At 71.0% G+C, this 25,599-nt stretch carries 26 protein-coding genes; 14 read left to right on the plus strand and 12 right to left on the minus strand.

Features of this window, described 5'->3' with window-relative positions; translation table 11 throughout:
• The first annotated feature begins 111 nt into the window (after positions 1–111).
• The 3 genes from OO69_RS18720 to OO69_RS18730 all read left to right on the plus strand — a co-directional run bounded on the left by OO69_RS18720 (position 112) and on the right by OO69_RS18730 (position 2,514).
• Positions 112–786 (plus strand): TetR/AcrR family transcriptional regulator, encoded by a 675-nt coding sequence (locus OO69_RS18720; protein WP_033281839.1) that lies wholly within the window; start codon positions 112–114, stop codon positions 784–786.
• Between the two features lie 73 nt (positions 787–859).
• Entirely contained in the window at positions 860–1,561 is a 702-nt protein-coding gene (locus OO69_RS18725) for an NAD-dependent epimerase/dehydratase family protein (RefSeq protein WP_033281840.1), read from the plus strand.
• Positions 1,562–1,662: 101 nt separating this feature from the next.
• Positions 1,663–2,514, plus strand: coding sequence for a hypothetical protein (locus OO69_RS18730; protein WP_234444467.1), 852 nt, complete (start codon positions 1,663–1,665; stop codon positions 2,512–2,514).
• Between the two features lie 10 nt (positions 2,515–2,524).
• Here the strand turns inward: OO69_RS18730 and OO69_RS18735 are convergent, their stop codons facing one another.
• On the minus strand, positions 2,525–2,941 hold the full coding sequence (locus OO69_RS18735; protein ID WP_420707891.1) for an ATP-binding protein: 417 nt from the start codon (positions 2,939–2,941) through the stop codon (positions 2,525–2,527).
• 92 nt (positions 2,942–3,033) lie between these two features.
• Between OO69_RS18735 and OO69_RS18740 the strand changes: the two genes are divergently transcribed.
• Positions 3,034–3,900 (plus strand): helix-turn-helix domain-containing protein, encoded by an 867-nt coding sequence (locus tag OO69_RS18740; protein ID WP_033281842.1) that lies wholly within the window; start codon positions 3,034–3,036, stop codon positions 3,898–3,900.
• The gene (locus tag OO69_RS18745; protein ID WP_234444468.1) at positions 3,857–4,066 is read left to right on the plus strand and encodes a DUF397 domain-containing protein; all 210 of its coding nucleotides are present in this window, start codon (positions 3,857–3,859) and stop codon (positions 4,064–4,066) included. The genes OO69_RS18740 and OO69_RS18745 overlap by 44 nt, the downstream gene beginning before the upstream one ends.
• On the opposite strand, the gene OO69_RS18750 is transcribed toward OO69_RS18745, so the two are convergent.
• A complete protein-coding gene (locus OO69_RS18750) occupies positions 4,050–4,943 on the minus strand; it encodes an SDR family oxidoreductase (RefSeq protein WP_033281844.1) in 894 nt (297 codons plus the stop codon). The two genes, OO69_RS18745 and OO69_RS18750, sit on opposite strands and share 17 nt — an antisense overlap.
• Positions 4,944–5,082: 139 nt before the next feature.
• Here OO69_RS18750 and OO69_RS18755 point away from each other — a divergent pair, with 139 nt between their 5' ends.
• On the plus strand, positions 5,083–5,982 hold the full coding sequence (locus OO69_RS18755) for a LysR family transcriptional regulator (RefSeq protein WP_033281845.1): 900 nt from the start codon (positions 5,083–5,085) through the stop codon (positions 5,980–5,982).
• On the opposite strand, the gene OO69_RS18760 is transcribed toward OO69_RS18755, so the two are convergent.
• The gene (locus tag OO69_RS18760) at positions 5,966–7,135 is read right to left on the minus strand and encodes a steroid 3-ketoacyl-CoA thiolase (protein ID WP_033281846.1); all 1,170 of its coding nucleotides are present in this window, start codon (positions 7,133–7,135) and stop codon (positions 5,966–5,968) included. The two genes, OO69_RS18755 and OO69_RS18760, sit on opposite strands and share 17 nt — an antisense overlap.
• 224 nt (positions 7,136–7,359) lie before the next feature.
• On the opposite strand from OO69_RS18760, the gene OO69_RS18765 reads away from it, so the two are divergent.
• A complete protein-coding gene (locus OO69_RS18765; RefSeq protein WP_033281847.1) occupies positions 7,360–8,595 on the plus strand; it encodes a cytochrome P450 in 1,236 nt (411 codons plus the stop codon).
• A gap of 86 nt (positions 8,596–8,681) precedes the next feature.
• Here the strand turns inward: OO69_RS18765 and OO69_RS18770 are convergent, their stop codons facing one another.
• From OO69_RS18770 to OO69_RS18780, 3 genes are all read right to left on the minus strand, one after another.
• Positions 8,682–9,266 carry a TerD family protein gene (locus OO69_RS18770; RefSeq protein ID WP_033281848.1) on the minus strand — a complete coding sequence of 195 codons (585 nt, stop codon included), beginning with the start codon at positions 9,264–9,266 and terminating at the stop codon, positions 8,682–8,684.
• Positions 9,267–9,333: 67 nt separating this feature from the next.
• Positions 9,334–10,026, minus strand: a complete 693-nt coding sequence (locus OO69_RS18775; protein ID WP_033281849.1) for a YoaK family protein — start codon at positions 10,024–10,026, stop codon at positions 9,334–9,336.
• A gap of 71 nt (positions 10,027–10,097) precedes the next feature.
• The gene (locus OO69_RS18780) at positions 10,098–10,514 is read right to left on the minus strand and encodes a transglycosylase SLT domain-containing protein (RefSeq protein WP_033281850.1); all 417 of its coding nucleotides are present in this window, start codon (positions 10,512–10,514) and stop codon (positions 10,098–10,100) included.
• Between the two features lie 364 nt (positions 10,515–10,878).
• On the opposite strand from OO69_RS18780, the gene OO69_RS18785 reads away from it, so the two are divergent.
• Positions 10,879–11,544 carry a phosphotransferase gene (locus OO69_RS18785; RefSeq protein ID WP_033281851.1) on the plus strand — a complete coding sequence of 222 codons (666 nt, stop codon included), beginning with the start codon at positions 10,879–10,881 and terminating at the stop codon, positions 11,542–11,544.
• On the opposite strand, the gene OO69_RS18790 is transcribed toward OO69_RS18785, so the two are convergent.
• Positions 11,462–12,364 carry a helix-turn-helix domain-containing protein gene (locus OO69_RS18790; RefSeq protein ID WP_051801100.1) on the minus strand — a complete coding sequence of 301 codons (903 nt, stop codon included), beginning with the start codon at positions 12,362–12,364 and terminating at the stop codon, positions 11,462–11,464. The two genes, OO69_RS18785 and OO69_RS18790, sit on opposite strands and share 83 nt — an antisense overlap.
• A gap of 172 nt (positions 12,365–12,536) precedes the next feature.
• On the opposite strand from OO69_RS18790, the gene OO69_RS18795 reads away from it, so the two are divergent.
• The gene (locus tag OO69_RS18795; protein WP_033281852.1) at positions 12,537–13,262 is read left to right on the plus strand and encodes an alpha/beta fold hydrolase; all 726 of its coding nucleotides are present in this window, start codon (positions 12,537–12,539) and stop codon (positions 13,260–13,262) included.
• A gap of 12 nt (positions 13,263–13,274) precedes the next feature.
• Here the strand turns inward: OO69_RS18795 and OO69_RS18800 are convergent, their stop codons facing one another.
• Complete coding sequence (locus OO69_RS18800; RefSeq protein ID WP_234444469.1) at positions 13,275–14,366, minus strand: PP2C family protein-serine/threonine phosphatase; 1,092 nt, start codon at positions 14,364–14,366, stop codon at positions 13,275–13,277.
• Positions 14,367–14,610: 244 nt separating this feature from the next.
• On the opposite strand from OO69_RS18800, the gene OO69_RS18805 reads away from it, so the two are divergent.
• Positions 14,611–16,755: an ATP-binding protein gene (locus OO69_RS18805; protein WP_051801101.1), complete on the plus strand. Its 2,145-nt coding sequence runs from the start codon at positions 14,611–14,613 to the stop codon at positions 16,753–16,755.
• Here the strand turns inward: OO69_RS18805 and OO69_RS18810 are convergent.
• Positions 16,749–17,195 (minus strand): nuclear transport factor 2 family protein, encoded by a 447-nt coding sequence (locus OO69_RS18810; protein ID WP_033281854.1) that lies wholly within the window; start codon positions 17,193–17,195, stop codon positions 16,749–16,751. The two genes, OO69_RS18805 and OO69_RS18810, sit on opposite strands and share 7 nt — an antisense overlap.
• A gap of 42 nt (positions 17,196–17,237) precedes the next feature.
• Positions 17,238–18,263, minus strand: coding sequence for an MBL fold metallo-hydrolase (locus tag OO69_RS18815; RefSeq protein ID WP_033281855.1), 1,026 nt, complete (start codon positions 18,261–18,263; stop codon positions 17,238–17,240).
• A 125-nt stretch (positions 18,264–18,388) separates the two neighbouring features.
• Between OO69_RS18815 and OO69_RS18820 the strand changes: the two genes are divergently transcribed.
• Together OO69_RS18820 and OO69_RS18825 are read left to right on the plus strand one after the other, a co-directional pair.
• A complete protein-coding gene (locus OO69_RS18820) occupies positions 18,389–19,846 on the plus strand; it encodes an aldehyde dehydrogenase (protein WP_033281856.1) in 1,458 nt (485 codons plus the stop codon).
• A gap of 7 nt (positions 19,847–19,853) precedes the next feature.
• Positions 19,854–20,087 carry a ferredoxin gene (locus OO69_RS18825; RefSeq protein WP_033281857.1) on the plus strand — a complete coding sequence of 78 codons (234 nt, stop codon included), beginning with the start codon at positions 19,854–19,856 and terminating at the stop codon, positions 20,085–20,087.
• A gap of 11 nt (positions 20,088–20,098) precedes the next feature.
• Here OO69_RS18825 and OO69_RS18830 read toward each other — a convergent pair whose 3' ends face one another.
• Positions 20,099–23,488 carry an AfsR/SARP family transcriptional regulator gene (locus tag OO69_RS18830; protein WP_234444470.1) on the minus strand — a complete coding sequence of 1,130 codons (3,390 nt, stop codon included), beginning with the start codon at positions 23,486–23,488 and terminating at the stop codon, positions 20,099–20,101.
• Positions 23,489–23,683: 195 nt separating this feature from the next.
• Between OO69_RS18830 and OO69_RS18835 the strand changes: the two genes are divergently transcribed.
• Both OO69_RS18835 and OO69_RS18840 read left to right on the plus strand, forming a co-directional pair.
• Complete coding sequence (locus OO69_RS18835; RefSeq protein WP_033281858.1) at positions 23,684–24,058, plus strand: peptidase inhibitor family I36 protein; 375 nt, start codon at positions 23,684–23,686, stop codon at positions 24,056–24,058.
• Between the two features lie 32 nt (positions 24,059–24,090).
• The gene (locus tag OO69_RS18840; protein ID WP_234444471.1) at positions 24,091–24,954 is read left to right on the plus strand and encodes a hypothetical protein; all 864 of its coding nucleotides are present in this window, start codon (positions 24,091–24,093) and stop codon (positions 24,952–24,954) included.
• 10 nt (positions 24,955–24,964) lie between these two features.
• Here OO69_RS18840 and OO69_RS18845 read toward each other — a convergent pair whose 3' ends face one another.
• The gene (locus tag OO69_RS18845; protein ID WP_033281860.1) at positions 24,965–25,585 is read right to left on the minus strand and encodes a maltokinase N-terminal cap-like domain-containing protein; all 621 of its coding nucleotides are present in this window, start codon (positions 25,583–25,585) and stop codon (positions 24,965–24,967) included.
• Between the last annotated feature and the right edge of the window lie 14 nt (positions 25,586–25,599).

The raw sequence follows: 25,599 nt of genomic DNA on the forward strand, positions 1-25,599 counted from the left end.
TGTTCACGGATCACGGATCCGCAATTTCAGACCGGCGGTCTGTTGCGTTGTGCTCAACTTAAGGTACCGCCGGTCTGATGTCAAAAGACCGGGAGTCTGTAATATGTGGGCATGACTACTTTCCAGCGTGCGCGCAGCGAGGAGCAGCGAGAGGTCCGGCGGCGGGCGATCCTCGACACCGCCGCCGCCATGCTCGACGAGATGCCGGTGAGCGCGGTCAGCCTGAACGAGCTGAGCCGTCGCGTCGGCCTCGCCAAGTCGAACGTGCTGCGCTATTTCGAGTCCCGCGAGGCGGTCCTGCTGGAGCTGCTGGACCACGCCTGGAAGGAGTGGACGGCCGACCTGCCCGATCTGCTGACCGCAGGCGTCGACGCGGAGGCCGCGGTGGAAGTGCGCGGCGAGCAGTTCGCCGCGGTGGTCGGCGAGTCCCTCGTCGGGCGCCGCATGCTGTGCGACCTGCTCAGCGCACAGGCCGGCGTGCTGGAGCACAACGTCTCCCCGGAGGTCGCCGCCCGCTACAAGAGGGCCGCCGTCGCCAACGTCGACGCGCTCGCGGCCCTCGCCCGCGTGCACCTGCCCGAGCTGGGCGAGCGCGCTCCCCAGCTGGCCGCGTCCATGATCATGGTGATCGGTGCGGTGTGGATCCACGCCCGCCCGTCGCAGGCGATGCTCGCCGCCTACGAGGCCGACCCCTCGCTCGCCGTTCTGAAGATGGACTTCGCCGTCGCCCTCCAAGAAGCGCTGGCCACCCTCACCGCCGGCACGCTCGCCCGCACTTCTCTCTGAATCCGCCCCCCAGAGTCACCGAATCCCACCCCCCAGAGTCACCCCCCTCATGCCTCATGCCTTAGGAGCAGCCATGCGCGTCATCGTCTTCGGAGCGTCCGGAATGGTCGGCCACGGCGCACTGCGCGCCTGTCTCCTCGACGAGGACGTCACCGAGGTCCTCGTCGTCGTCCGCAGCCCTCTTCCTCTGGACCATCCGAAGCTGCGGCAGATCGTCCACACCGACTTCAGCGACTTCACCGCCGTCCAGGACCAGTTGACGGATCTGGACGCCTGTTTCTTCTGCCTCGGCGTCTCCGCCCTCGGGCGCGCTGAGGACGAGTACACCCGCGTCACCTACGGCTACACCCTCGCCGCCGCCCGCGCCCTGCAGGCCGCGAACCCCGAGCTGACCTTCGTGTACGTCTCCGGCGAGGGCACGGACAGCACCGGCAGGAGCCGCCAGATGTGGGCCCGCGTCAAGGGCCGCACCGAGAACGCCCTGCTCGCCATGCCGATGCACGCGTACATGTTCCGCCCCGGCTACATCCAGCCCGTCGGCGGCGCCACCTCCCGCACCCCGGGATACCGCGTCCTGTACCGCGTCACCGCGAGCCTGTACCCCCTCCTGCGGCGAGCCTTCCCCCGCCACGTCACCACCACCGACGCCGTCGGGCACGCCATGCTCGCCGTCACCCGGCTGAAGGGCGCGGGCCCCACGGTGTTGCACAGCGCCGACATCAACCGCCTCGTCGCGGCCGGGCCCGGGCAGTCGCCCGAGTCTCCCCGCTCCTGATATTCGGCTTGGCGCCCATGGGTCGTGCCTGCGTAGGATCACACCCTTGACCGGGGTGAACACCTTTGACGGGGTGAACACCCTTGATTCCGGGGGGAATTGTGCGGATTCTGCTGAGCTCGACGTGCGCCGCCGTACTGCTGGGCGGGGGAGCGGTCGGCTGCGGGGCCGACTCCGCGAAGGAGGACTCCGCCAAGCTGACGCCCTCGGCGGCCGTGGCGGAGGTCGCGGAGAACTCCGAGGACATCACCTCGCTCCGCTACCGGGTCACCGGGACCGTGCCCGAGAGGGGGCGCATCGCGGCCGAGGCGTCCATGAAGACGGAACCGACGGCCATGACCATGGTGATGACCGTGGCCGGTGCGCGTACGAAGGGCGGGCTGGGCATCCGCTTCGTCGACGAGGCGATCTACCTCGGCGGCAGCGGCCCCCACCCGGCGAAGTGGCGCGGAAAGAGTTGGGTCAAGGCCGCGCCCGCCGTGTGGGGGCGGGGCGCGTCGAACAACAACTCCTATGGCCTGCTGCCCCGTTCACTGGAGGTGAGCCCGGTCGTGCAGTCCACGTTCCTGGCCGGTTCCAAGGACGTGCGCAGGATCGGTACGGAGACGGTCGACGGCACCAAGGCCATGCACTATCGGGGAACGGTCACCAGCGGCGACCTGCGCGCGTCCCAGAGCGCCACCAAGGACAAGGCGACCCGGGACGTCCGTATGGAGCGGGTCGACCAGTTCGTGAACCAGGGTGTCGACGGCGCCCTCACCATGGACCTGTGGGTCGACGGCGACGACCACGCCAAGCAGTTCCGTCTGCGGGGCAGGACCATCCCCACGCGGAACGACACCGACGGCGGGACGCTCGACCTGACCGTCACCTTCCTCGACCTCAACCCGTCCGTGAGCGTCAAGACCCCGCCCGCCGAGGACACCACGGACACCGCCGAACTCTCCGGCTGACGGCCCGAGTTCAGGAACACTCGAACCACACCGTCTTCCCGCCCCCGGCCGCCCGCGTCACCCCCCACTTGTCCGTCACCGCGTCCAGGATCACGAGCCCGCGCCCGTTCTCCGACTCGGCGTCGAAGTCGGTGTGCAGGTCCGGGAGTTGGGACGAGCTGTCGCTCACCTCGACCCGTACGCCGACCGCCCGGCGCAGCAACAGCAGCCCGCAGCGCCGGTCCGGAACATGCCGTACGACATTGGCGACCAGCTCCGTCACGGCGAGTTCGACGGTGTCGGACAGCTCCGGGATGCCCCACTCCAGGAGGAACGAGCGGACGATACGGCGGATGTGCCGGGCCGAGTGTTCACCCACGGTGAGGTGCATGACGTACTGCTGGCGGTGCGGAACGGCCAGCATGGCGGGGGGAATTGGTTCGTTCACGCTACGAGACTGACGCCTCGTCGCTACCCTCGGCAATGGCGTGAATACAACCCGTTTACGGGTGCGCATTGTCAGGAGACAGGGGGTTTCGCATGCACATCGCCACGCTTGATCCAGGGGCTTCGGCGCTGGACTACTACGGCTACGAATTGCGTCGCTATCGAGAAGCGGCTGGTCTCACCCAACGCCAGCTCGGCGTCATCATCAACTACACCGGGTCAATGATCGGTCAGATCGAGACCGCGAAGAAGTTGCCCACGCTGGAGTTCAGCAGGCAGGTCGACGCCGCGCTCAACACCGGTGGGCTGCTGACCCGGTTGCTCGACCTGGTGCTGCGCAGCCAACTCCCCGCGTGGTTCCGGCAGGTGGCCGAGTTGCAGACACGGGCTGTCGAGATCCTCAGCTTCGAGACGCACATGATCCACGGCCTCCTACAGACCGAGGCGTACGCGCGTGCCGTGCTCGGCGCGTTGGACCAGGGCAACCTCGACGACCGCACCGCAGTGCGGCTGGCTCGACAGAACATCTTCGAGAAGGAGGAGCCGCCCGTCTTCTGGGCGATCCTCAGCGAGTCCGCTCTGTACCAACAGATCGGTGGGCCCGAGGCGATGAGGGGTCAACTCGCGCGCCTGTTGGCATATGAGGACAACCCCCGAGTCAACATCCAGATCCTGCCGTTCGCGGTGGGAGCTCACGCGGGGCTACAAGGTTCGTTCGACCTCTATCGGTTCGAGAGCGACCCGACGATCGTCTACACGGAGGGCTATGGCGGCAGCGGGTATCCAACCGCCAACCCAGCCACCGTCAAGAAGTGCTCGCTCCGTTACGATCATCTCCAGGCTGCCGCTCTCTCCATCAAAGACTCGGCGAAGCTGATGCGGCGCGTAATGGAGGAACGTTATGGGGAACAACGCGATGCCGACGGGGACTCAGTGGCGGAAGTCCAGCTACAGCGGTGACGAGGGCGGCAACTGCATAGAGATCGCCGAAACCCCCTGCACCACCACCCCGAACACCCCCACTCTCGCCATCCGCGACTCCAAGACCCCGGCGGGGCCGATCCTCACCCTCGGCCCCGCCGCGTTCACGACCTTCGTCAACTGGTCCGCTACGACGGCTGGTTGACCTCGAAGTAGTAGTCCTGGTCGAGGTCGGCAAGCAGGCCGATCCGTGTCGGGGTCCAGCCGAACCGCTCCCGGGTCAGCGTGCTCGTGCCTACCAGGTCGGACGCGACGTAGTGGCCCAGCCAGCCGAAGTGGGTCTCGGCCTCCTCGACCGGCACGCTTGTCACCGGTAGGTCCAGCCGCCTGCCGATGACCTCGGCGATCTCCCGTCCGGGTACGCCCTCGTCGTCGACCGCGTGCAGGACCGTGCCCGCCGGCGCGTTCTCCAGAGCCAGCCGGTACAGCACCGCCGCGTCGTCGCGGTGGACGGCGGCCCAGCGGGTGCTGCCGTCGCCGACGTACGCGGAGACGCCCTTGGCGCGGGCGATGTCGATCACGGCGGGGACGAAGGCGTGATCGCCCTCGCCGTGCACCTGCGGAAGGCGGATCACCGAGACGCGGACGCCCCGCGCTGACGCCGCCAGGGCTGTGACCTCCGCGGGGAGGCGCGGCAGGTCGGGGCGTTCGGCGGGGTCGGGTACGTCGTCCTCGGTCCGGCCGTGGCTCATGACGGAGCTGAGGACGAAGGGGCGGTCCGAGCCGGAGAGCGCGCCGAACAGGGTTTTGGTCGCGCTCAGGTCCGTTGCCACGGAGGCCGCGTAGTTCGAGAAGTCGTGGATGAAGCCGGTGTGGATCACGCCGTCGGACGCCGACGCGCCCGCGCGCAGCGCGTCCAGGTCCTCCAGTGAACCCCGGTGCACCTCGGCCCCGGCCTTCGCGAGCCGGTCCGCCGACTCGTCGGAGCGGGCCAGGCCCAGCACTTGGTGTCCCGAGTCGAGCAGTTCGCGGACCACGGCACCGCCGACGAATCCGGTCGCTCCGGTGACGAAAACACGCATGACGAAATCACCCCAGGTGGGTTGGGAAGTGGTGTGCTTCCAGCCTGCGCTCGCCGCACCCCGCCCGTCCAAGACCGACTCCGGAAGACGTGATTCATTTCCGGTATCAGCGCAGCTCGTACCGTCGTACAGTCGAAGGATGAGTGACCTGGACCTGCGCCTCGTCCGCTGTTTCACCGTCGTCGCCGAGGAACTGCACTTCGGCCGGGCGGCAGCCGCGTTGCATCTCGCGCAGCCGTCCCTCAGTCGTCATGTGCGGCGGCTCGAAGGGGAGTTGGGCGTCCAGCTCTTCGACCGGACCACACAGGGCACCCAACTCACCGAAGCGGGGGCGGCGTTCCTGCCCCGGGCCCGGGAGCTGTTGCGGTCGGCGGAGGAGGCGGCGGCCGTGGCGCGGGCGGTCGGGCGGCCGAGCCGGGTCGTCATCGGGTTCATGACCGGGCTCATCGTCACCCCGGCGGTGCTCGCCCTGCGCGCGCGTCTCCCGGAGGCCGACGTGCACAGCCGCTTCCTCGGCTGGGGCGAGCTGCCGTCCGCCCTGCTGGAGCACCGGGTGGACGTGGTGGTGGGCCGACTCCCGTTCCCCACCGAGGGGTTGAGCGTGAGCGTCCTCTACGAAGAACCCCGCGTGCTGATGCTGCCGGTCACTCACCGGCTGGCGGGCAAGCAGTACGTCACCCTCGACGACATCGCGGACGAGCCCGTACCCCGGTTCCCCGACCCGGAGTTCAGCGCGTTCTGGCGCGTCGACCCACGCCCGGACGGCCGTCGGGCGCCGGACGGTCCGCTCATCAGGGAGCTGGAGGACAAGCTCGAACTCATCGCCGCGGGGGAGGCGGTGGCACTCGCTCCGGCCGGCGCCGTCTCGAAGGGGCTGCGGGCCGATGTGACCACGGTCCCGATCGAGGGTGTCGCCCCCATCCCGGTCGTCCTGGCCACCCGCGCAGGCGAGGAGCGCCGCCCCCTGCTCGCGGCCTTCCGCGCCTGCGCCGAGGATCACCTGACCCCCGCCGACTGGTCGGCTACAGCCGCTGGATGATCGTGCCCGTCGCCAGCGCCCCGCCCGCGCACATCGTGATGAGCGCGAACTCCTTGTCGGAGCGCTCCAGTTCATGCAGGGCCGTGGTGATCAGCCGCGCGCCCGTCGCGCCGACCGGATGGCCGAGGGCGATCGCACCGCCGTTCACGTTGACCTTCTCCAGGTCCTGCTCGAAGACCTGCGCCCAGCTCAACACCACTGACGCGAACGCCTCGTTGATCTCGACGATGTCGATGTCCTTGAGCGTCATGCCCGCCTTGCCGAGCACGGCACGCGTCGCGTCGATCGGCCCGTCCAGGTGGAAGTGCGGGTCCGATCCAACCAGCGCCTGAGCCACTATCCGCGCCCGGGGCCGCAGCTTCAGCGCCCGCGCCATCCGCTTCGACGCCCACATGATCGCGGACGCGCCGTCGCTGATCTGCGAGGAGTTGCCCGCCGTGTGCACGGCGGTCGGCATCACCGGCTTCAGCCGCGCCAGCGCCTCCATCGACGTGTCGCGCAGGCCCTCGTCCCGGTCGACGAGCCGCCACATGCCGTGCCCGGCGCGCTGCTCGTCCTCCGTCGTCGGCACCTGGACGGCGAACGTCTCCTTCTTGAAGCGCTCCTCGGACCAGGCGATGGCCGCCCGCTCCTGCGAGATCAGGCCGAGCGAGTCGACGTTCTCGCGGGTCAACTGCCGGTTGCGGGCGATGCGTTCGGCGGCCTCGAACTGGTTGGGCAGGTCCACGTTCCACTCGTCCGGGAACGGCTTCCCGGGTCCGTGCTTCGACCCCGAGCCCAGCGGCACCCGTGACATCGCCTCGACGCCACAGCTGATCCCGACGTCGATGACCCCCGCCGCGATCATGTTGGCGGTCATGTGCGAGGCCTGCTGCGAGGAGCCGCACTGACAGTCGACCGTCGTGGCCGCCGTCTCGTACGGCAGGCCCATGGCCAGCCAGGCGTTGCGCGCGGGGTTCATGGACTGTTCGCCGGCGTGGGTCACCGTGCCGCCGACGACCTGCTCGACGCAGTCGGCGTGGATGCCGGTGCGGCCCAGCAGTTCACGGTAGGTCTCGCCCAGGAGATAGGCGGGATGGAGGTTGGCGAGCGCTCCGCCGCGCCTGCCGATGGGGGTGCGTACGGCTTCCACGATGACGGGTTCCGCGACCATGGGACACGTCCTCTCCTCGTACACCGCGCGGCGCGGGCGTCCCGGCCACCCGCCACGCAAACTAGTACGCGTTCTAGTTCTGTGTGCAGTCTGCTGACAGGCCGTCCACAACCGCAAGGGTCGTGCAGGGAATTCGGGTTGCCGTACCTCTTGCGAGTTCTAGAACCCGTTATTACCTTCACGACACATTCCTGATGGGCCGTCAGAATCAGGCTGGAGTACCCATGCCCTGTCCAGCTCTCCCCGAGGGGTTCGACCTCACCGACCCGGACCTGCTCCACCACCGCGTCCCGCTCCCGGAGTTCGCCGAACTGCGCGCGGCCGAACCGGTGCGCTGGATCCAACAGCCCCTCAACATCGCGGGGTTCCAGGACGAGGGCTACTGGGCCGTGACCCGGCACGCCGACGTCCGGTACGTCTCCACGCATCCGGAGATCTTCTCCTCGACGCTCAACACGGCGATCATCCGCTTCGGCGAGCACATGACGCGCGAGTCGATCGACGTCCAGCGGCTGATCCTGCTCAACATGGACCCGCCCGAGCACACCCGCGTCCGCCAGATCGTCCAACGAGGCTTCACACCAAGGGCGATCCGCGCCCTGGAGGAACGCCTGCGCGACCGGGCCCACTCGATCGTGGCGGGCGCCCGCGCCCACCCCGGCCCCTTCGACTTCGTCACCGAGGTCGCCTGCGAACTGCCCCTCCAGGCCATCGCCGAACTCATCGGCATCCCGCAGGAGGACCGCGTCAAGATCTTCGAGTGGTCCAACAAGATGATCGCGTACGACGATCCCGAGTACGCCATCACGGAGCAGGTCGGCGCCGAGTCCGCCGCCGAACTCATCGCCTACGCCATGGGCATGGCCGCCGAGCGCAAGCAGTGCCCGGCCCACGACATCGTCAGCACGCTGGTCGCCGCCGAGGACGAGGGCAACCTGAACTCCGACGAGTTCGGCTTCTTCGTGCTGATGCTCTCGGTGGCCGGAAACGAGACCACCCGCAACGCCATCACCCACGGCATGCACGCGTTCCTCACCCACCCCGAGCAGTGGGAGCTGTACAAGCGGGAGCGCCCGTCGACCGCCGCCGAGGAGATCGTCCGCTGGGCGACCCCGGTCAACGCCTTCCAGCGGACGGCGACCCAGGACACCGAGCTGGGCGGCAAGTTGATCAGGAAGGGCGACCGGGTCGGTATCTTCTACGCCTCGGCCAACCACGACCCCGAGGTCTTCGAGAACCCGGACCAGTTCGACGTCATGCGCGACCCGAACCCGCACCTGGGCTTCGGCGGCGGAGGCCCGCACTACTGCCTCGGCAAGTCCCTGGCGGTGCTCGAAATCGACCTGATCTTCAACGCGATCGCGGACGCGATGCCCAACCTGACGCTGACGGGCGACCCGCGCCGGCTGCGCTCCGCGTGGATCAACGGGGTCAAAGAGCTTCAGGTGACCGCCGGTTGAGGTGACCCCGGTCGACCTCACAGCTCGGGCCGGCGGCATCCCGGCGCCGCCGGCCCGTCCCCTGCTCATGTCCGCAAAGCTGTCGCTTACTTCCGTACGGCGAACTTCATCAGTTCCCGCTCGTCCCCCTGCTTGATGTTGCCGGTCTCGTTGATGACCTGGAGCTTCCAACTCCCGCCCTCGCGGATCGCCTTGGCGACCGCGCAGCCGTTGTGGTCGCTGAGCAGGTTGGGCCAGATCTCGGCCACCTGCTGGGTGCTGCCGCCCGTGGCGTCGTAGACCTTGAAGGCGATGTTGCGGGCCTTCCGGAAGGAACTGCCCTTCTTGTAGGCGGCGGCGACGAAGACGATCGACGTGATGTTGCCGGGTATCCGCGCGAGGTCGACGGTCACCGTCTCGTCGTCGCCCTCGCCCTTGCCGGTCTGGTTGTCACCGCTGTGCACCAGCGAGCCGTTGCCCAGTGGGTCCACGGAGTCGAGGCCCGCGAGCCGTACCGGGTCCTGGCCCTGCATCGCGATGGCGATCAGGTCGAGGTCCGTACCGGCCTTCTGGCGCAGCTTCCCGACGAAGCCGCCGCTGCTGCCGACGGTCGGGTCCCAGGACGCCCCGATCTCCAGATGGGTCACTCCGTCCAGATCCGCCGGACCGTCTTCCTTCGTGAGCGTGATCATGCGTGATCGATCCTCTTGATCGTGGGACTCAGACGCACGAATTCTGCCCTCTTGACCGGCCTTTGGGCTACTCCCGGCCAGATGCGGTCATCGCGAACACTCCGGCGGCCAGGGCCGCGAGCAGGAGTGGGTAGCGCAGGCCGTGGTGCAGAGTGAGCCAGGCGCCCAGGAACGCGCCCGCGACCATGCCGACGACCGCGAGGCCGCGGCGGAGCGAACCGGGGCCCCAGCCGTTGCCCGCGACCGAGTCGGCGACCAGTGCGGTCAGGGTCGACGTCAGGACCGTGGTGGTCGAGATGTCGGCGACCTTGAGCGTGCGGACCGCCGCGTTGCGCAGCCCCATCGCGAAGGCGGTGAGGGCGATGAGGGGGTAGGTGGTGGCATGGTCCCCCGGTGCGGCGAAGGCGATGACGGCCGCCACACCCACCAGTACGGCCTCCGCGCCGAGACTCACCCGGGCCCACTTGCGCCGCGACCCGGTGTCCATCCGTACCGAGATCCGGCCCCCGGCCACCACACCCACGAGGAAGGCGCCGAGCGAGGTGAGGTTGTGGAACACCGAGAACCCGGGCGCCCCGGCGGCGGCGAAGCCCAGCACCACCACATTGCCGGTCATGTTCGCGACGAAGACATGCCCGAGGCCCAGATAACTGACCGCGTCGATGAGCCCGCTGACCACGGTCAGCCCCAGCAGCACGGCCACCAGCCGCACCCCGCGCGCTTCGGGATCGTAGGACTGGGGTGGTGTGTTCTCGGCCATGAACGCAATGTAGCGGCGGCCCCCGGTGTGCCGGGGGCCGCCGCTGTGTGGTGCGTGTGTGGAGCCGGTGATCAGTACCAGCCGTTGGACTGCCAGAAGTTCCAGGCGGCCGCGGGGCTGCCGTAGCGGGAGTTCATGTAGTCCAGGCCCCACTTGATCTGGGTGGCGGCGTTGGTCTTCCAGTCGGAGCCGGCCGAGGCCATCTTCGAGCCCGGGAGGGCCTGGACCAGGCCGTAGGCGCCGGAGGAGGAGTTCGTGGCGGTGACGTTCCAGCCGCTCTCGTGCTCGACGATCTTGCTGAACGCGTTGTACTGCGCGGCGCTCGGGATCATCTTGTGCGCGATCGACTGAGCGGAGGAGGCGGAGGTCGTCGCGGCCTGGGCGGGAGCCGAGGTCAGCACGAGACCGGTGGTGGCGGCGGCCAGAGCGGCGGCGGTCAGGGCCTTCTTCGGGGAGGCGATGCGAGCGACGATGCGGGAGACGGACACGGAGAACCTGTTTCTTCGGGGACAGAGGCGTCGTACGCCTGCCGGTGTCACGCGGTGCGCGGCGGGGGCAATGCGTCGGCGCCGAGGCCCGTGAGGACTCGTCGGCGCCGTGCGACTGCTCCAGAGAAACACTCTCGATCCGTGTCCGCAAAGACCCCTTTTACTAGTTGTGGTCGCATGTGGGTGAAAGATGAACTGTGTGACGTGGCTCTCAAACCCCAGGTCAGAGGGCGTTTGGGACGCGTACATGTCATGCCTAAACACTACTAATCCCAGTAGTTCGTGACATGGGTCATGTGGGCCGCTTCACCACCTCTGTGACGGCCGGTGCGCGCCGCCTCACACAGGGGTTAGATTTCTGGCCATGCCAGCCACGGGGAAGCTGATCGGTTCCGGCCGTACCGCCGACGTCTACGAGATCGACGAGGCGTGGGTGCTGCGCCGCAATCGCGAGGACTGGGGGGACGCGGCGGCCGAGGGCGCGGTGATGGAGCATGTGCGGGCCCACGGCTATCCCGTGCCCCGGGTGCGGCCGGGCGACTCGCGCACCGAACTGGTCATGGAACGGCTGAGCGGGCCCACCATGGTGGAGGCGATCGTCGCGGGCACGATCGACACGGTGGAGGCGGGGACCGTACTCGCTTCTCTGCTACGGCAGCTGCACGCGGTCCCCGGTCGGCGCCCCGGCACCCGCGTGCTCCACCTCGACCTCCACCCGGAGAACGTGCTGCTCACCCCGGACGGCCCGCGCGTCATCGACTGGGCCACGGCGGAGGACGGCGACCCCGGGCTGGACTGGGGGCTCTCCGCGATCATCCTCGCCCAGGTCGCCGTGGACGACGACCAGCCGGTCGCCGGACCGGCCCGCGCGCTGCTCGTCTCGCTGCTCGCGGATCCGTCAGGGCTCACGGGGGAGGGGCTGGCCGAGGCGCGGCGGAGGCGGGCGGTCAATCCGACGATGACTGCGCGTGAGGTCGAACTGCTCGGTGTCGCGGCGGAGTTGGTGCGGTCGGTCGCGCTTCTGCCGTAGCGGCGGAGGAGGCCAGGAGGGCGAGCTTGTCCGCCGCGTCGGTGCCCGGGTCCGGGTGGTAGATGACGAGGGTCCGGCCCGGGGCCCCGTCGATGCTCAGGCGCTCGCGGTTCAGGTGGAGGGCGCCGACCTGGGGGTGGTCGAGGTACTTGGGCGCGGCCTCGCAGGACTGGACGTCGTGGCGGGCCCAGAGCCGGCTGAACAGGGGGCTGGCGAGGGAGAGTTCGCCGACCAGCTCGATGAACCGGGGGTCGTCGGTGTCGGTGCCGACCGCCTCGCGGAAGGCGGCGACGATGCCTCCGCTGGAGTTCTCCCACTGCGGGTGGAGCGCCTGCTCGGCGGGGTCGAGGAACAGCGACCGCAGGCGGTTGGCGCCCGCCGTGAAGCGCGGTGACAGGGCGGTCGCGAGGGCGTTGGCGGCGAGGACGTCGAAGTAGCGGCCCTCGACCAGGGCCGGCAGCGGGAGCGTCGTGAGCAGCTTGGCGATGCTGGGCGGGACCGTCTCCCTGCGGCGCTGCGGGCGGGCGCGCTGCCTGCGGGGGCCGTCGGCGCCGAGGCGCAGCAGGTGGGCCGTCGCGGTGGCGTCGAGCCGCAGCACGCGGGCGATGGCTTCGAGGACCTGCGCGGACGGGTTGCGGTCGCGGCCCTGCTCAAGGCGCAGGTAGTAGTCGGCGCTGATACCGGCCAGCATCGCGACCTCCTCGCGGCGCAGGCCCGGCACCCGCCGTACCCCGTAGACCGGGATACCGGCCTGTTCGGGCGTGACGAGTTCACGGCGGGCGCGCACGTACTCGCCCAGCAGGTTCGGTTCGTCGGCCATCTCGTCACTGTAGATCGGGCGGGTGGGGGGCTGCCTGGTCCTGTCACCCCCAGGGTCGGCGGGGCCCTGGTTGGGGTGCGGGGCGGGCGGCAGCGTCGGCGGTGGCCGGTCGAGAGCCGACCTAAGGCGTGCTGATCAGTGACGCCGGCCACCACACCATGGAGCGACAAGCATGTCCACATATCTGCTGGTACACGGCGCCTGGCACAGCGGGCGGGCCTGGGACCGGGTGGTCCCGCTGCTGACGGCGGCCGGGCACCGGGTGTTCGCGCCGTCCCTCACCGGTTACGGCGACAAGGCGGGGCTGCTCGGCCCCGAGGTGGGTCTCGACACGCACGTCGACGACGTCGTCGGGCTGATCACCGAGGAGGGCCTCACCGATGTGGTCCTGGTCGGGCACAGTTACGCGGGGCTGGTCGTCTCGGGCGCGGCCAACCGGCTCCCGGACCGGATCGCCCAGCTCGTCTACCTGGACGCGATGGTCCCGGTGGACGGCGAGCGCGCGACCGACATCCTGCCGGTGACCCAGGTCCTGATCGACATGGCCGCGCAGTCCGACACTCCCTGGCGGATTCCGCCGCTGCCCGAACTCCCGCCGCCCGGGGGCCTGTTCGGGGTCACCGACCCGGCGGACATCGCCTGGCTGCGCACGATGGTCTCCGACCAGTCGGCGCTCTGCCTCCAGCAGCCCGTCCACCTGGACAACCCCGCCGCGAACGCGATCCCCCGCACGCACATCCACTGCGTGGGCAGCGAACCGGAGGGCTTCGAGCGCAGGCCCGTCCCCGCTATCCAGCCCAACGGCACCCCGGCACAGGTGTGGGAGCTGGAGACCGGCCACGACTGCATGATCACCAAGCCCGCCGAACTCACCGACCTGCTCCTCAAGTTGGGCTGAACCCGCCGGGCCTCAGACCCGCACCGGCGCGGGCACCCCCGTCGGCTGGCACAGCACGAGCGCCAGGTCGTCGGTGGGCGGCCCGCCGGTGTGGGCGAGCAGCCGCTCGTACAGCGCGTGCAGGGCCGCGTCCGGCGTCGGCTCGCTCAGGGCCGTGGCGGACTCGGTGAGGAGGGCGAACGGGGTGCCGTCCGGGGCGCGGGACTCGGTGAGGCCGTCCGTGTAGAGGAGGAGCCGGTCACCGGGCTGGAGCCGGACCCGGTACTGCCGCGGCTCCGGGTGCAGGCCCAACGGCAGGGCGGGCACCCGGGGTTCGAGCAGTTCCAGCCGCTGCCCGGAGCGAAGAGGCGCCGGATGACCGCAGTTGACCAGCCGCACCTCACCCGGCCCGAACTCCACCAGCACCGCCGTGACGAAGTCCTCCGGGGCGAGATGCGGAGAGAGCCGGGCGTCGATCCCCTTCGCGAGGGTGGTCAAATCCGGGGCGGTGTAAGCGAGTTCGCGAAACGCGGTGACCGTGTCGGACGCCGTACGCAGCGCGTCCAGCCCATGTCCGCGCGCGTCCCCGACCAGCACCCGCAGGCCGTACGGCGTCACCGCGAGGTCGTACAGATCGCCGCCGACGGACGACTCACGGCTCGCGCAGTGGTACCGGGTGGAGACGTGCGTGCCGGACAGGGTGCGGGAGAGGGGCCGCAGGATCGCCTCCTGCGTGATCCGGGCCACCTCCCGCGCCTCCGCGAGCCGCTCCCGCAACCGCCCCCGCTGCCACGCCCCGTACACACTGCACGCGCACCCCAGCAGCAGCCCGCCCCACCGGACGGCGAACCCGGCACTCACCTGCGTCCCGGCGCCGAGCCCCGCCGCGAGCGCGAGCAGGACCGTCCAGCAACTGACGAGAAACGTACGCCGGGCACCGAGAAACGCCGCGGCCATCAAGGGCCCGATCGCCAGCAACGGCAGGATCGGCTGCACCCGCCCGATCAGCAGGCCGGGCGCGGCCGCGAGCAGACAGCCGACGGGGGCGACGAGAAAGCCCATCGGGCCGGCGAGGAACCCCGCCGGTGCCTTGCGGAATCCCGCCCGTACCGTGCGGGCACCCATCGGCACCCTGCGGACTCGGCGTCTCCCATCCATCGCGTTCACGCCATGACGATCGCTGAATTTCCGGCTCTTCACCCGCGCCAACCGGGAGTTGATCAGCTCTCGATCATGAGGAGTCGAAAGCAGCCCGCAAGTGGTCGTAATGGACGGTTATTTCGTGGGTATCGCGACTATTCCGGGCAGGCGTGGACCGCGTTCCGGGACACGCGCGTGGAGCCGGTGGTGTGCGGACACACTGGGCCTCGTGCCGGACACGACTCACCCGAACCCCGGGAACCTCGGGAATCTGCCGCCCGAGACCCATAGTTTCGTCGGGCGGCGCGCCGAACTCGCCCTGCTCCGGGCGCTGTTGGACCCGGGCGGCGGCCCGGTGGGGCGGCTGGTGAGCGTGGTCGGGGTCGGTGGGGTCGGCAAGACACGGCTGGCCCTGCGCGCGGCGGCGGAGGTGCGGGAGGCGTATCCCGACGGCGTCTGGCTGACCGAGTTGTCGCCCTTGCACACGCCCGGGCTCGTGGATCTCGCCGTCATGGAGACCCTCCGGCTCGCCGACCAGTCGACCCGCCCGGTGATCGACGTCATCGCCGAATGGGCCCGCGGCAAACGGCTGTTGATCGTCCTCGACTCCTGCGAGCACCTCCTCGCCGACTGCGCGAAGGTCGCCGCCGCGCTGCTGTCCCGCGCACCCGGGCTGCGCATCCTCGTCACCAGCCGGGAACGGCTCGCCCTGCCCGGCGAGGAGGTCCTCCACCTCGAACCGCTCCCCGTGGACGGCGGCGCCGACGGGAGTGCCCCCGCCGGTGACGCCGTGGCCCTGTTCGCCGAGCGCGCCGCCGACGCCGGGCGCCCGCTCGGCGACGACGACCTGGCCGGCCGCGCGATCGCCGCCGCCGTCTGCCGTCGCCTCGACGGCATCCCCCTCGCCCTCGAACTCGCCGCCGCCCGCCTCGCCGACCTCACCCTCGACCAGCTCCATGCCCGGCTCGGCGAACGCCTGCCCTCACTCCCCGATCTCCCCTCGCCCTTGGACCTGTTGAGCTCCGAGCCCGGTGAACGCCCGCCCCGCCACCAGACCTTGCGCACCGCCATCGGCTGGAGCCACGAACTCTGCGCCCCGCTGGAACGCCTGCTGTGGGCGCGGCTCTCCGTCTTCACCGGAGGCTTCTGCGCGGAGACTGTCCAACAGGTGTGCGCGGGCGGCCCGTTGGCCCCGGAGCGGATCGCCGGACTGCTCGCCCGGCTCGTCGCACAGTCCATCGTGCTGCCCGACCCCGTCATCTCGGCCCGCTACCGGATGCTCGACACCGTCCGCGAGTACGGCACCGACTGGCTGCACGCCCTCGGTGAGGAACGCGCCGTACGCCGCCGCCACCGCGAGCACTACGCCCGCCTCGCCCACCGGGGCTGCGCCGAGTGGAACACCGGACGGCAGGTCGCCTGGTGCGAGCGCGTGCTGAGCGAACACGCCAACTTCCGCGCGGCGGTCGAGAGCGCGCTCGCCGAACCCGACCGTACGGCGGCCGTGGAGATGGCGGGCCATGTCGGATTCCTGTGGCGGCACTGCGGCTACCTCCGCGAGGCCCAGGCCTGCCTCGACCAGGCCCTCGCCGCCGACCCGCCGCCCGGCCACGGCCGCACCCTCGCCCTGTGGTCGCGCGGCGCCGTCGCCATCCTCCAGGGCGACCAGGAGGCGGCCGCCAACTGGGCGATCCGCTGCGCCGACGCGGCCCGCGACCAGGGCTCCCCGGTCGCCATGGTCGCCGCCGTCTACGTGAGGGGTGGACAGCTCGCCCTCACCGGCCGCCAGGCCGAGGCCATCGACGTCCTCGCCGCCGCACCCCAACTCCCCGTCCAGGACGACGCGTTCGGCGCCGCCCAGCTCCAGGTCCGGCTCGCGCTCTCCCTCGCGCACGTCCTGCGCGGCGAGTACGAACGCGGCCGCGAGGTCGCCGACGAGGTGCGCACGGCCAGCCGGAAACAGGGCGAGTACTGGTGCGGCGCCTTCGCCGACTACCTCATCGCCCAGGCCGACCTGGCCCACGGCGACACTCCGGCCGCGGTCGGCGGCGCCCGCACCTCCATCGCGGGCCACGCCCTGCTGCACAACACCGTCGGCGCCGCCATGTCCCTCGACCTCCTGGCCGCCGCGATCGTCACCACCGGCGACGCCCACCGCGCCGCCCGCCTCCTCGGCATCGGCACCCGCCTGTGGGAGCTCACCGGCCGCGCCCAGATGGACTCCCCGGACCTCATCGCCACCCGCCGCACCTGCGAACTCCGTGTCCGCGAACGCCTCGGCGACGACGCCTACGAGACGGGATACCGGGAGGGCCTGGCGATGTCGTACGACGAGGGAATCGCGTACGCGAGCAGTCGTTCAAGCGCTCAGTGACGCGGGGTGGGGCCGCCGAACGGCAGGAACAGGGTCCGGCTCGCGATCAGCCAACTCCCGTCCACCAAACGGAAGTTGTCTTCGTAGTGCCCGACCTGGACCGGGGGACCGGCCGGGACCAGACCGCCGTGATGACCGTCGACGCGGTACGTCGTGAAGTACGCCGTCGAGATCGCCGTGCCGGGGGAGGTGAGGGTGACGAGGACGTTCGACATCAGCCGCCGCGAGAGCCGCCCGGCGGGACGGGAACCGAAGTACTTCCGCAACGCGCCCCGCCCCTCGACCCGCCGCTCGTCGTCCGGCCACTCCCAGGTGCCGTCCTCGGTGAACAGCTCGGCGACGGAGGAGGGTTCACCGAGATCGAGGCGGCGGACGAAGTCCAGGATCACGCGCTCACAGGCGCGTTCGGCGAGAAGTCGTTGCAAGGGGTCAAGGTCCATGCGGTCGTTGGTACCAGCCGCACCCTGCGCACGACGACCGAATTACACGGCCACGTAAGTCACCGGCTCGGTCCCCGTCCGCTCCTCCGCCTGGCCCAGTTTGACCAGTCGGCGGAGGTGCGCCTCGGCCTCCGAGACCGCGATGTTCCTTGACTGGTACGGGATTTGGGACCAGGGGCGGTTCCACTCCATCCGCTCCGCGACCTGCCAGGGCGTGAGGGGTTCGGAGAGGAGGGAGAGCAGGTCGGCCAGGCGGTCCTCGTGGTGGGCGAGCAACTCCCGTACGCGACCGGCCGCGTCGGTGAAGGTGTGCTGGTGGGCCGGGAGCACCTCCGCCGCGCCCAGTCGGCCGATCCGCTCCAGCGAGTCGAGGTAGTCGCCGAGCGGATCGGGGAGCGTGTCGTCGTCCGGGTCCTCGTACAGGCCGATGTGCGGAGTGATCTCCGGGAGCAGATGGTCGCCGGAGAACAGGCGTCCGTGGCCCGGGAGTTGGGCCGGATGGTTCTCCTCCAGGTGCAGGCAGACGTGCCCGGGGGTGTGGCCCGGGGTCCAGATCGCGCGCAGTCGGCGGCCTGCCAGGTCGAGGAGTTCGCCGGGGACGATCTCGCGGTCGGGCAGGGCGGGGGCCAGGCCCGGCACGCTGCGCGGGCGGGCGGCCCGCAGGGGCGCGAGGTGCTCCTCGGGAGCACCGGCCGCCGTGAGCTTCGCGGTCATGTACGCCAGCCAGCGGCCCGGTTCGGTCGAACGGGCCCGCCGGACGATCGCCGTGTCCGCCGCGTGCATCGCGAGCCACGCCCCGGACGCCTCGCGCACCCGCCCGGACAGGCCGTGGTGGTCGGGGTGGTGGTGGGTGATGACCACGCCGTGGACCTCGCCGACCGACGTCCCGCAGGCCGCCAGGCCCTCGACCAGGGTGTCCCAGGAGGCCGGGTCGTCCCAGCCCGTGTCGACCAGGACCGGTCCGCGGTCGGTGTCGACGACGTAGACGAGCGTGGTCCCAAGTGGGTTGTCGGGGATGGGGACTTCGATGGAGCGGACGCCGCCGCCGTGGTCGTGGACCTGCCCCATGGACGTCATGGACTCCCCAATCGCCGCCTTCCGGCCACTATACGTGGACTCCATCGACCGGAACTGGTATTCAGTCTTCGTATCTGATGGATCGTCAGACAGCGGTACCGGGGAGGCAATCGGCCATGACCGAGCTCGTGGAACACCGACAGCTGTTCATCGGCGGGGAGTTGACCGATCCGCTGGGCACGGACGTCATCGAGGTGATCTCCCCGCACACCGAGGAGGTCATCGGCCGCGTCCCGCACGCGTCCACGGCGGACGTGGACCGCGCGGTCGCCGTGGCCCGCAAGGCCTTCGACGAGGGTCCCTGGCCGCGCATGACCCTCGACGAGCGGATCGCGGTCGTCACCCGCATCAAGGACGCGATAGCCGCCCGGTACGAGGAGATCGGCCGCGTCATCTCCTCCGAGAACGGGTCGCCGTACTCCTGGAGCATCCTCGGGCAGGCACTCGGCGCGATGATGGTGTGGGACGCGGCGATCACCGTCGCGAAGGGCTTCACCTACGAGGAGCGCCGGGACGGAGTCCTCGGGCAGATCCTCGTCCGCCGGGAGCCAGTTGGGGTGGTCGCGGCCGTAGTCCCGTGGAACGTCCCGCAGTTCGTGGCCGCCGCCAAGCTCGCGCCCGCGCTGCTCACCGGCTGCACGGCGATCCTCAAGCCGTCGCCCGAATCGCCCCTGGACGCCTACCTGTTGGGCGAGATCACGAAGGAGGCGGGCCTGCCGGACGGCGTCCTGTCCATCCTCCCCGCCGACCGCGAGGTCAGCGAGTACCTCGTCGGACACCCCGGCATCGACAAGGTCTCCTTCACCGGTTCGGTCCCGGCAGGCAAGCGCGTGATGGAGGTCGCGGCCCGCCATCTCACGCGCGTGACACTGGAGTTGGGCGGCAAGTCGGCGGCGATCGTCCTGCCCGACGCGGACATCACGACCGCCGTACCCGGCATCGTCTCGGCCGCCTGGATGAACAACGGCCAGGCGTGCGTGGCCCAGACCCGCATCCTCGTACCCCGCTCGCGCTACGACGAGTTCGCGGACGCGTTCGCGGCGGCGGCCAGCGCGCTGGTGGTCGGCGACCCGCTCGACCCGGCCACCCAGGTGGGCCCGTTGGTGGCCAAGCGCCAACAACAACGCAACCTCGACTACATCCGCATCGGCCAGGAGGAGGGCGCCAAGATCCTTACGGGCGGCGGCCGTCCACCGGGCCTGGACCACGGCTGGTACGTCGAGCCGACCCTCTTCGGAGACGTCGACAACTCCATGCGCATAGCCCGCGAGGAGATCTTCGGCCCGGTGATCTGCCTCCTCCCGTACGGCGACGAGACGGAGGCCGTGAAGATCGCGAACGACTCCGACTACGGCCTCAGCGGCAGCGTCTGGACGGGAGACGTGGCGCACGGCATTGACATCGCCCGCCAGGTCCGCACCGGCACCTACAACGTCAACACCTTCAGCCTCGACATGCTCGGCCCCTTCGGCGGCTACAAGAACAGCGGCCTGGGGCGGGAGTTCGGGCCCGAGGGCTTCTCCGAGTTCCTCGAACACAAGATGATCCACCTCCCGGCCGGTTGGGAGGGGTGACCCGGAGATGGGCGACCGCTGGCAGGTAGAGGTCGACCGCTCCATCTGCATCGGCTCGGCCCAGTGCACCCACCAGGCCCCCGACCGCTTCCACCTCGACGCGGCGATGCAGTCCCATCCGGCCGAACCGGAGACCGACGCCAACGAGAGGATCCTCGCGGCGGCGGAGGGGTGCCCGGTGGAGGCGATCATGATCACGTTGCTGGGGAGCGGGGAGCCGGTGTTTCCGCCGGAGGAGTAAGTCGCCCTGGTTCAGCGGCTGGTGGCCCCGGGAGGTCGAATTCCGGGGGCCACCGCGGCCAGTCGCGTCCTGATGGTCTCCGCCTCCGGCATCCCGTGTTCCGTGTACAGGGCGAGGGCGCGCTCGTAGTGGTGGACGGCGCGGGCGGTGTCGTCGAGTGCGAGGTGGGCCTCGGCCAAACCGCCGTGGGCGTGGGCCTGTTGGCCCGGGTTGCCGATGTCCTCGGCGATCGTGAGGGCGTCGGTGTGGTGAGGGAGGGCGTCGGTGGGGTGGCCGGCGGACCGGGCGGCTTCGCCCAGGCCGTTGAGGGCTCTGGCCTCGCCGTCGCGGTCGCCGTTGCGGGAGTAGAGGGCGAGTGCCTGGCGGTGGCAGTCGGCGGCCTGTGCGTGCTGGTCGCGGCGCGAGTGGACGATGCCCAGTCCGTGCAGGGCCCCTGCCTCGCCGTAGCCGTCGCCCACTTCCCGGAGCAGGGCCAGGGCCTGTTCCTGGTGGTGGGCCGCCTCGTCCAGGCGGTCGAGGCAGGTCTCGACCGTGCCGAGGTCCATGAGGGCGTGGGCCTCCAGGTAGCGGTTGCCCGCGCGGCGCAGCAGGGTCAGGGACTGGTGGAGGTGGTCGGCGGCCTCGTCGTAGCGGCCCAACTGGCCCTCGACATGGGCGAGGTTCTTCAGCGCGATCGACTCGCCCGAGGTGTCGTCGACGCCTCGGTACAGCAGCAGCGCCTGTTCCAGGTACTCGACGGCCGACAGGAAACGGCCCAGGCGTTCGTCGACCAGGCCGAGGTTGGTCAGCGCGCGGGCCTGGCCGGTGGGGTCGGCGGCCTCGCGGAACCGGGTCAGGGCTTCCTGGAGGTGGCGGCGGGCCGGTTCGTGGTGGGCGAGTTGGTAGTGGGCGGTGCCGATGCCGAGCAGCGCGCGGGCCTCGGCCGCCGGGTCGTCGAGCAGGCGGGCGGCGTCGCGGGCGTGGCCGTGGATCGTGAGGCCGTCGGTGTGGTGGCCGCTGATGAGGTGGCGGTACAGGGTGAGGGACAGCCGGATGGCGTGCGTGGGCCGGCCGTGGGCGGCGGTGTGCGCGGCCATCGCCGTCAGACAGGTGCGCTCGGTCTCCAGCCAGGCGCGTGCCGCGTCCGGATCCGACAAGTCGGGGACGGGGGCCGGGGTTTCGGGAGCGGCGGGGCGCAAGTGGGCCTCGGCCGGGTGGAGTTGGTCCATCGCGGCGGCAGCGGTGGCGAGGTAGTGGTCGAAGAGCCGGTCCAGCGCCGACTCCCGCTCCTCCGGCGGGTCTTGGGCTGTCGCGAGCCCGGAGGCGTAGGCGCGCAGGAGGTCGTGCATGCCGTATCGGGCGGTGTCCGTGCGGTGGATCAGGTGGGCGGGGGTGGGGGTGTCGAGGGCGCGACGGGTGTCTGGCGTGGGGGCGGTGTCCGGGCGCTGGGCGGGTTGGGTGCGGGCGTCGAGGGCGCGGCGGGTGCCTGCGGTGGGCGTGCCGGTCGGTGCGGGGGTGGTGTCCGCGTGTTGGACAGGCTGGGTACGGATGGGAGCGTTGAGGGTGCCGCGGGTGTCCGGCGAGGGCGTGCCGGTCGGTGCAGGGGCGGTGTCCGCGCGCTGCACCAGGTGGGCCCGGGCGAGGACCTCCAGGGCGCGGCGGGCGTCCGGCACCGTGCTGCCGGTCAGCGCCGCGGTCGCGTACGCGTCGAGGTCCGGGCCGGGGTGCAGGCCGAGCAGGCGGAACGTGCGTGCCGCCGCTGTGGGCAGTTGCCGTAGCGACCAGGAGAAGACCGTGACCACGGCGGCCCGGGGATCGCCCTCCGCGTCGAGCAGGAACAACCGGCCCTGCTGGTCGGCGAGTTCGGCGACGAGGTCGGTCAGCGGGGTGCCGGGGCGGGCGGCGGCCAGCTCCGCGGCGACCCGCAGGGCAAGCGGCAGCCGGGCGCACTGTGCGGCGAGGGTGTCCACGGCTGCGGGTTCTGCCTCGGCGCGGGGGCCGATGAGCCGGCGCAGGAGCGTGCGGGCCGCGTCGGCGGGCAGCAGGTCGAGGTCGAGACGCTGGGCGCCCTCCCGCGCGACCAGCCCGGCCAGGCTGTCCCGGCTGGTCACCAGCACCGCGCAGGAACCGGTGCCGGGCAGCAGCGGACGGACCTGCTCCACGGTCGCCGCGTTGTCCAGCACGATCAGCATCCGCCGGTCCGCGACCTCGGTGCGGTAGCGCGCCGCCCGGTCGTCCGGCTCCGGCGGGATGTCCTGTTCGGACACCCCGAGCGCGGTCAGGAACCGGACCAGCGCGTCGGGGGCGGTCATCGGGCGGGCGGGGTCGTAGCCGCGCAGGTTCACATACAACTGGCCGTCCGGGAACCGGTCCCGGGCCCGGTGCGCCCAGTGCACCGCCAGGGCCGTCTTGCCCACGCCCGCCGTCCCGGACACCGCCGACACCACGACGGCGGTGGGCCGCTGCACGCTCGCCCCCAAGACCTTCTCCAGCCGGGCGAGTTCCTCCTCGCGACCGGTGAACCCCGAGACATCCAAGGGGAGTTGAGCGGGTACGACGGCCTTGCCGTGCCCGGTGCCGGTGCCGGCACCCGTTCTGGGTCCGGACGGCGGGCGCGGGGCGGACTTTCCGCGCAGGAGCGCCTGGTGGACTCGCTGGGCCTCCGCCCCGGGTGTCGTGCCGAGTTCGTCGGACAGCCGCTTCCGCAGGGCGCCGTAGCAGGCGAGTGCCTCCGGGGCGCGCCCGGCGGCGTCCAGCGCCCGGATCAGCGCCACCGCGAGCGGCTCGATCAATGGGTGCTCCGCGACGAGGACGGACAGCGTGTCGACCACCACCAGGTGCTCACCCACCCGGAGTTCGGCCTCCGCCCAGGCCAGCACGGCGTCGACGTACTGATGCAGCCAGCTCTCCCGGGTCCGCGCCGCCCACTCCCCGGGCAACCCGGCCAACGGCGTGCCCCGCCACAGCCCCATCGCCTCCCGCAGCGTCAACACCCGTGCCGCGTCGGACCCTTTGGTCCGGCGAGCCCGGGTGATCAGGCTCCGGAAGCGGTGGATGTCGACCAGGTCGGGCGCGAGGTCCAGCCGGTAGCCCGCCGGGCCGCGCACCAACTCCGGGGCGGGGGAGGGGACTTCGTTGCCGCCCCCCGACGCCGTGGACGGCATGCCCGTATCGCCGTGGAGCCCCGGCCCCACCTCCGCCAACACCCGGCGGATACGCGCGACATGGGCGTACAGCGTGCCGCGCACCTGAGCCGGCGGGTCCTCGCCCCACACCCGGTCGATGAGCGTCTCGGCCGGTACCCAGCGGCCCGCGTCCACCAGCAGGGCCGCCAGGACCGTGCGCCGCTTCGCGGGGCCCAGGTCGACCGGTCGGCCCGCCACCCATAACTCCACGGGCCCCAGCAGCCGAAATCCCCTCACGCCCGTCTCCACAGCCCCACCCCACGCGCTTCACAGGTTCTCCACCGCGCACCCAACCACCTGCCCACCTGCGGGACAAGGTTTGCGCAAGGTCCACGGCCACCTCCCTCCGCCACCTTGGGCACGGCAACTCGCCCGCACCACGGACGACTTGGTCCCGTGGGCGGCACCCCGAGTGATGGAGGAACACAGAGAATGAAGCGGATCCTGGCCAAGGCCGGCATCGCCCTGGGAAGCGTGGCCCTGGCCACCACCGGCGCGTTCATCACCGCCGCCCCCGCGAACGCGGCACTGTCGGACTGCCCCTCCGGGGGACTCTGCGCCTACCTCGGCGTCAACGGCTCGGGCGACCCCGGCGTGGTCTACGGCGACAACACGAACCTGCTCCAGTACAACAAGTTCAACAACGCCGAGTCGCTGTACAACAACGGCAACAGCTGCAACGTCCGGATCTACTCGGGCACGGGCTACACGGGGTCCAGCTACATCCTCGCCAAGGGCTACTACAACGGCTCGCTGGCGAACACCGTGTACTGGCACAACGTCGCCTCCAACGACTGGTGCGTGTGAGCACAACCACGGCGCGGCGGACACTTCTCACGGTGCTCCTTGTGCTGACCGCGGCCGGCTGCTCCCTCGGGGGTGAGCAGCCGGCCCGCGGGCCCCAGGCACTCGACGTCCGTCCCCTGTCGGGCGCCACCGCGTCCACGTACGCCGACGCCGTACGCCTGCACGACCGCGAGGAACGAGCCGTCGCCGCCTGCATGGGCGCCCGCGGCCAGACCTACACGGCACAGCCCCGCACCGCCTCCGCGCGTGGCGAGGAGACCAACCCCTACGGCCTGCTCACCGTCCGCAAGGCCACCCAGGACGGCTACGGCATCGTCGGCGAGTACCTCTACCAGCGGTCCACCCCTGTCCCCGCGAGCGAACCCCACCAGGCCGCCTGGCAAAGGGCGTTGACCGGCACTCCGGCCCACCGGGTGAGCCTGCGCCTGCCGGACGGCGTCGACCTCGCCTACTCCACCGACGGTTGCGTCGCCCGGGCCCGCACCGAGCTCTACGGCGCGGACTGGAACACGGTGGAACCCGTCACCGTAGGCCTCGCGAACCGTGTCCTCGGGGCCGTGGAGAAGGACCCCGACTACCTCTCCGCCGTACGCCGTTGGTCCTCCTGCATGACCAAGGCGGGGTACCCGGCGAAGGACCTCCAGGCGCCCCGCGAGGCCGTCAACTCCCGGCTGCGGAAGGCCGCTTCGGACGAGACGGCCCTGCGCGCGCTCGGCAACGACGAGATCCGCACCGCCCGCGCCGACGCGGAGTGCCAGACGGACACGGGTCTGCCCGAAGCCGTCCGGGATGTCCAACGGGCCGTCGAGAAGCGGTTGTTGACGGCGGCCGACCGGAAGACCGTGGCGCGTTACGTGGCGGACCGGCGCACGGCACTGGCCTCCGCCACCGCATGAGCCACAGGGACTAGCTGGTCTGGAGCGTGGCGAACAGGGCCCGGACCCGGGTGCCGTCCGGCTGTGTCCAGGCGCCGGTGACCTGGCCGAGCGCGTCCTCGGGGGCCGTGGAGCCGGGGGTCAGTACCCGGTGCAGCCGCAGGGTCGGGCCGTCCGGTGCGGCGAACTCGGTGGCCTCGTCGGTGTCGGTCGGGGCGTCCAGGGCGGGGAGTGCCGCACCGGTCCAGGCGCGGGCGACCTCGCGGTCCAGGGTGTGGGAGACGCTCTGCGCCTGCGCCTCCACTCGCCCTTCGATGAACGCCGCCAACTCCGCGGCCAGCACCGGGTCGTGGCAGCCGTCGTAGGCCCAGCGCGGGCCGAGGACGCCGTGCTCCATGGTGCCGACGAGGGCGTGTTCGGCGCCGGGGAGCGGGGCGGCGCGGTAGGTGAGCGGCACGAGGTAGGCGCCCGGGCCGTCGGTGACGACCATGAACTCGATGCCGACCTCGCCCTCGGGGTCGTCGAGCCGGAACCCGCCGGCCTTCGCCAACTCCGGTTCGGGGGAGCCGTGATACCAGGGGCGGGTGGGCAGCCAGGCGGTGAGGAGTTCGAGTTTGGTGGGCTTGACGTAGGTCTGGTGAATGACAGCCATGGGGGAATTATCGG

Origin of the sequence: Streptomyces sp. NRRL F-525, assembly GCF_000716605.1 — a bacterium.
GTDB lineage: Bacteria > Actinomycetota > Actinomycetes > Streptomycetales > Streptomycetaceae > Streptomyces.

What these genes read in the sequence shown, in the direction of transcription:
- OO69_RS18775 (WP_033281849.1), bottom strand. Translation starts at nt 10,026, where the DNA reads ATGGCCGAGAACACACCACCCCAGTCCTACGATCCCGAAGCGCGCGGG.
- OO69_RS18825 (WP_033281857.1), top strand. Translation starts at nt 19,854, where the DNA reads ATGGGCGACCGCTGGCAGGTAGAGGTCGACCGCTCCATCTGCATCGGC.
- OO69_RS18815 (WP_033281855.1), bottom strand. Translation starts at nt 18,263, where the DNA reads ATGGGGCAGGTCCACGACCACGGCGGCGGCGTCCGCTCCATCGAAGTC.
- OO69_RS18790 (WP_051801100.1), bottom strand. Translation starts at nt 12,364, where the DNA reads ATGGCCGACGAACCGAACCTGCTGGGCGAGTACGTGCGCGCCCGCCGT.
- OO69_RS18740 (WP_033281842.1), top strand. Translation starts at nt 3,034, where the DNA reads ATGCACATCGCCACGCTTGATCCAGGGGCTTCGGCGCTGGACTACTAC.
- OO69_RS18820 (WP_033281856.1), top strand. Translation starts at nt 18,389, where the DNA reads ATGACCGAGCTCGTGGAACACCGACAGCTGTTCATCGGCGGGGAGTTG.
- OO69_RS18835 (WP_033281858.1), top strand. Translation starts at nt 23,684, where the DNA reads ATGAAGCGGATCCTGGCCAAGGCCGGCATCGCCCTGGGAAGCGTGGCC.
- OO69_RS18745 (WP_234444468.1), top strand. Translation starts at nt 3,857, where the DNA reads ATGCCGACGGGGACTCAGTGGCGGAAGTCCAGCTACAGCGGTGACGAG.
- OO69_RS18755 (WP_033281845.1), top strand. Translation starts at nt 5,083, where the DNA reads ATGAGTGACCTGGACCTGCGCCTCGTCCGCTGTTTCACCGTCGTCGCC.
- OO69_RS18770 (WP_033281848.1), bottom strand. Translation starts at nt 9,266, where the DNA reads ATGATCACGCTCACGAAGGAAGACGGTCCGGCGGATCTGGACGGAGTG.
- OO69_RS18785 (WP_033281851.1), top strand. Translation starts at nt 10,879, where the DNA reads ATGCCAGCCACGGGGAAGCTGATCGGTTCCGGCCGTACCGCCGACGTC.
- OO69_RS18795 (WP_033281852.1), top strand. Translation starts at nt 12,537, where the DNA reads ATGTCCACATATCTGCTGGTACACGGCGCCTGGCACAGCGGGCGGGCC.
- OO69_RS18800 (WP_234444469.1), bottom strand. Translation starts at nt 14,366, where the DNA reads ATGGGTGCCCGCACGGTACGGGCGGGATTCCGCAAGGCACCGGCGGGG.
- OO69_RS18725 (WP_033281840.1), top strand. Translation starts at nt 860, where the DNA reads ATGCGCGTCATCGTCTTCGGAGCGTCCGGAATGGTCGGCCACGGCGCA.
- OO69_RS18750 (WP_033281844.1), bottom strand. Translation starts at nt 4,943, where the DNA reads ATGCGTGTTTTCGTCACCGGAGCGACCGGATTCGTCGGCGGTGCCGTG.
- OO69_RS18765 (WP_033281847.1), top strand. Translation starts at nt 7,360, where the DNA reads ATGCCCTGTCCAGCTCTCCCCGAGGGGTTCGACCTCACCGACCCGGAC.
- OO69_RS18760 (WP_033281846.1), bottom strand. Translation starts at nt 7,135, where the DNA reads ATGGTCGCGGAACCCGTCATCGTGGAAGCCGTACGCACCCCCATCGGC.
- OO69_RS18720 (WP_033281839.1), top strand. Translation starts at nt 112, where the DNA reads ATGACTACTTTCCAGCGTGCGCGCAGCGAGGAGCAGCGAGAGGTCCGG.
- OO69_RS18845 (WP_033281860.1), bottom strand. Translation starts at nt 25,585, where the DNA reads ATGGCTGTCATTCACCAGACCTACGTCAAGCCCACCAAACTCGAACTC.
- OO69_RS18810 (WP_033281854.1), bottom strand. Translation starts at nt 17,195, where the DNA reads ATGGACCTTGACCCCTTGCAACGACTTCTCGCCGAACGCGCCTGTGAG.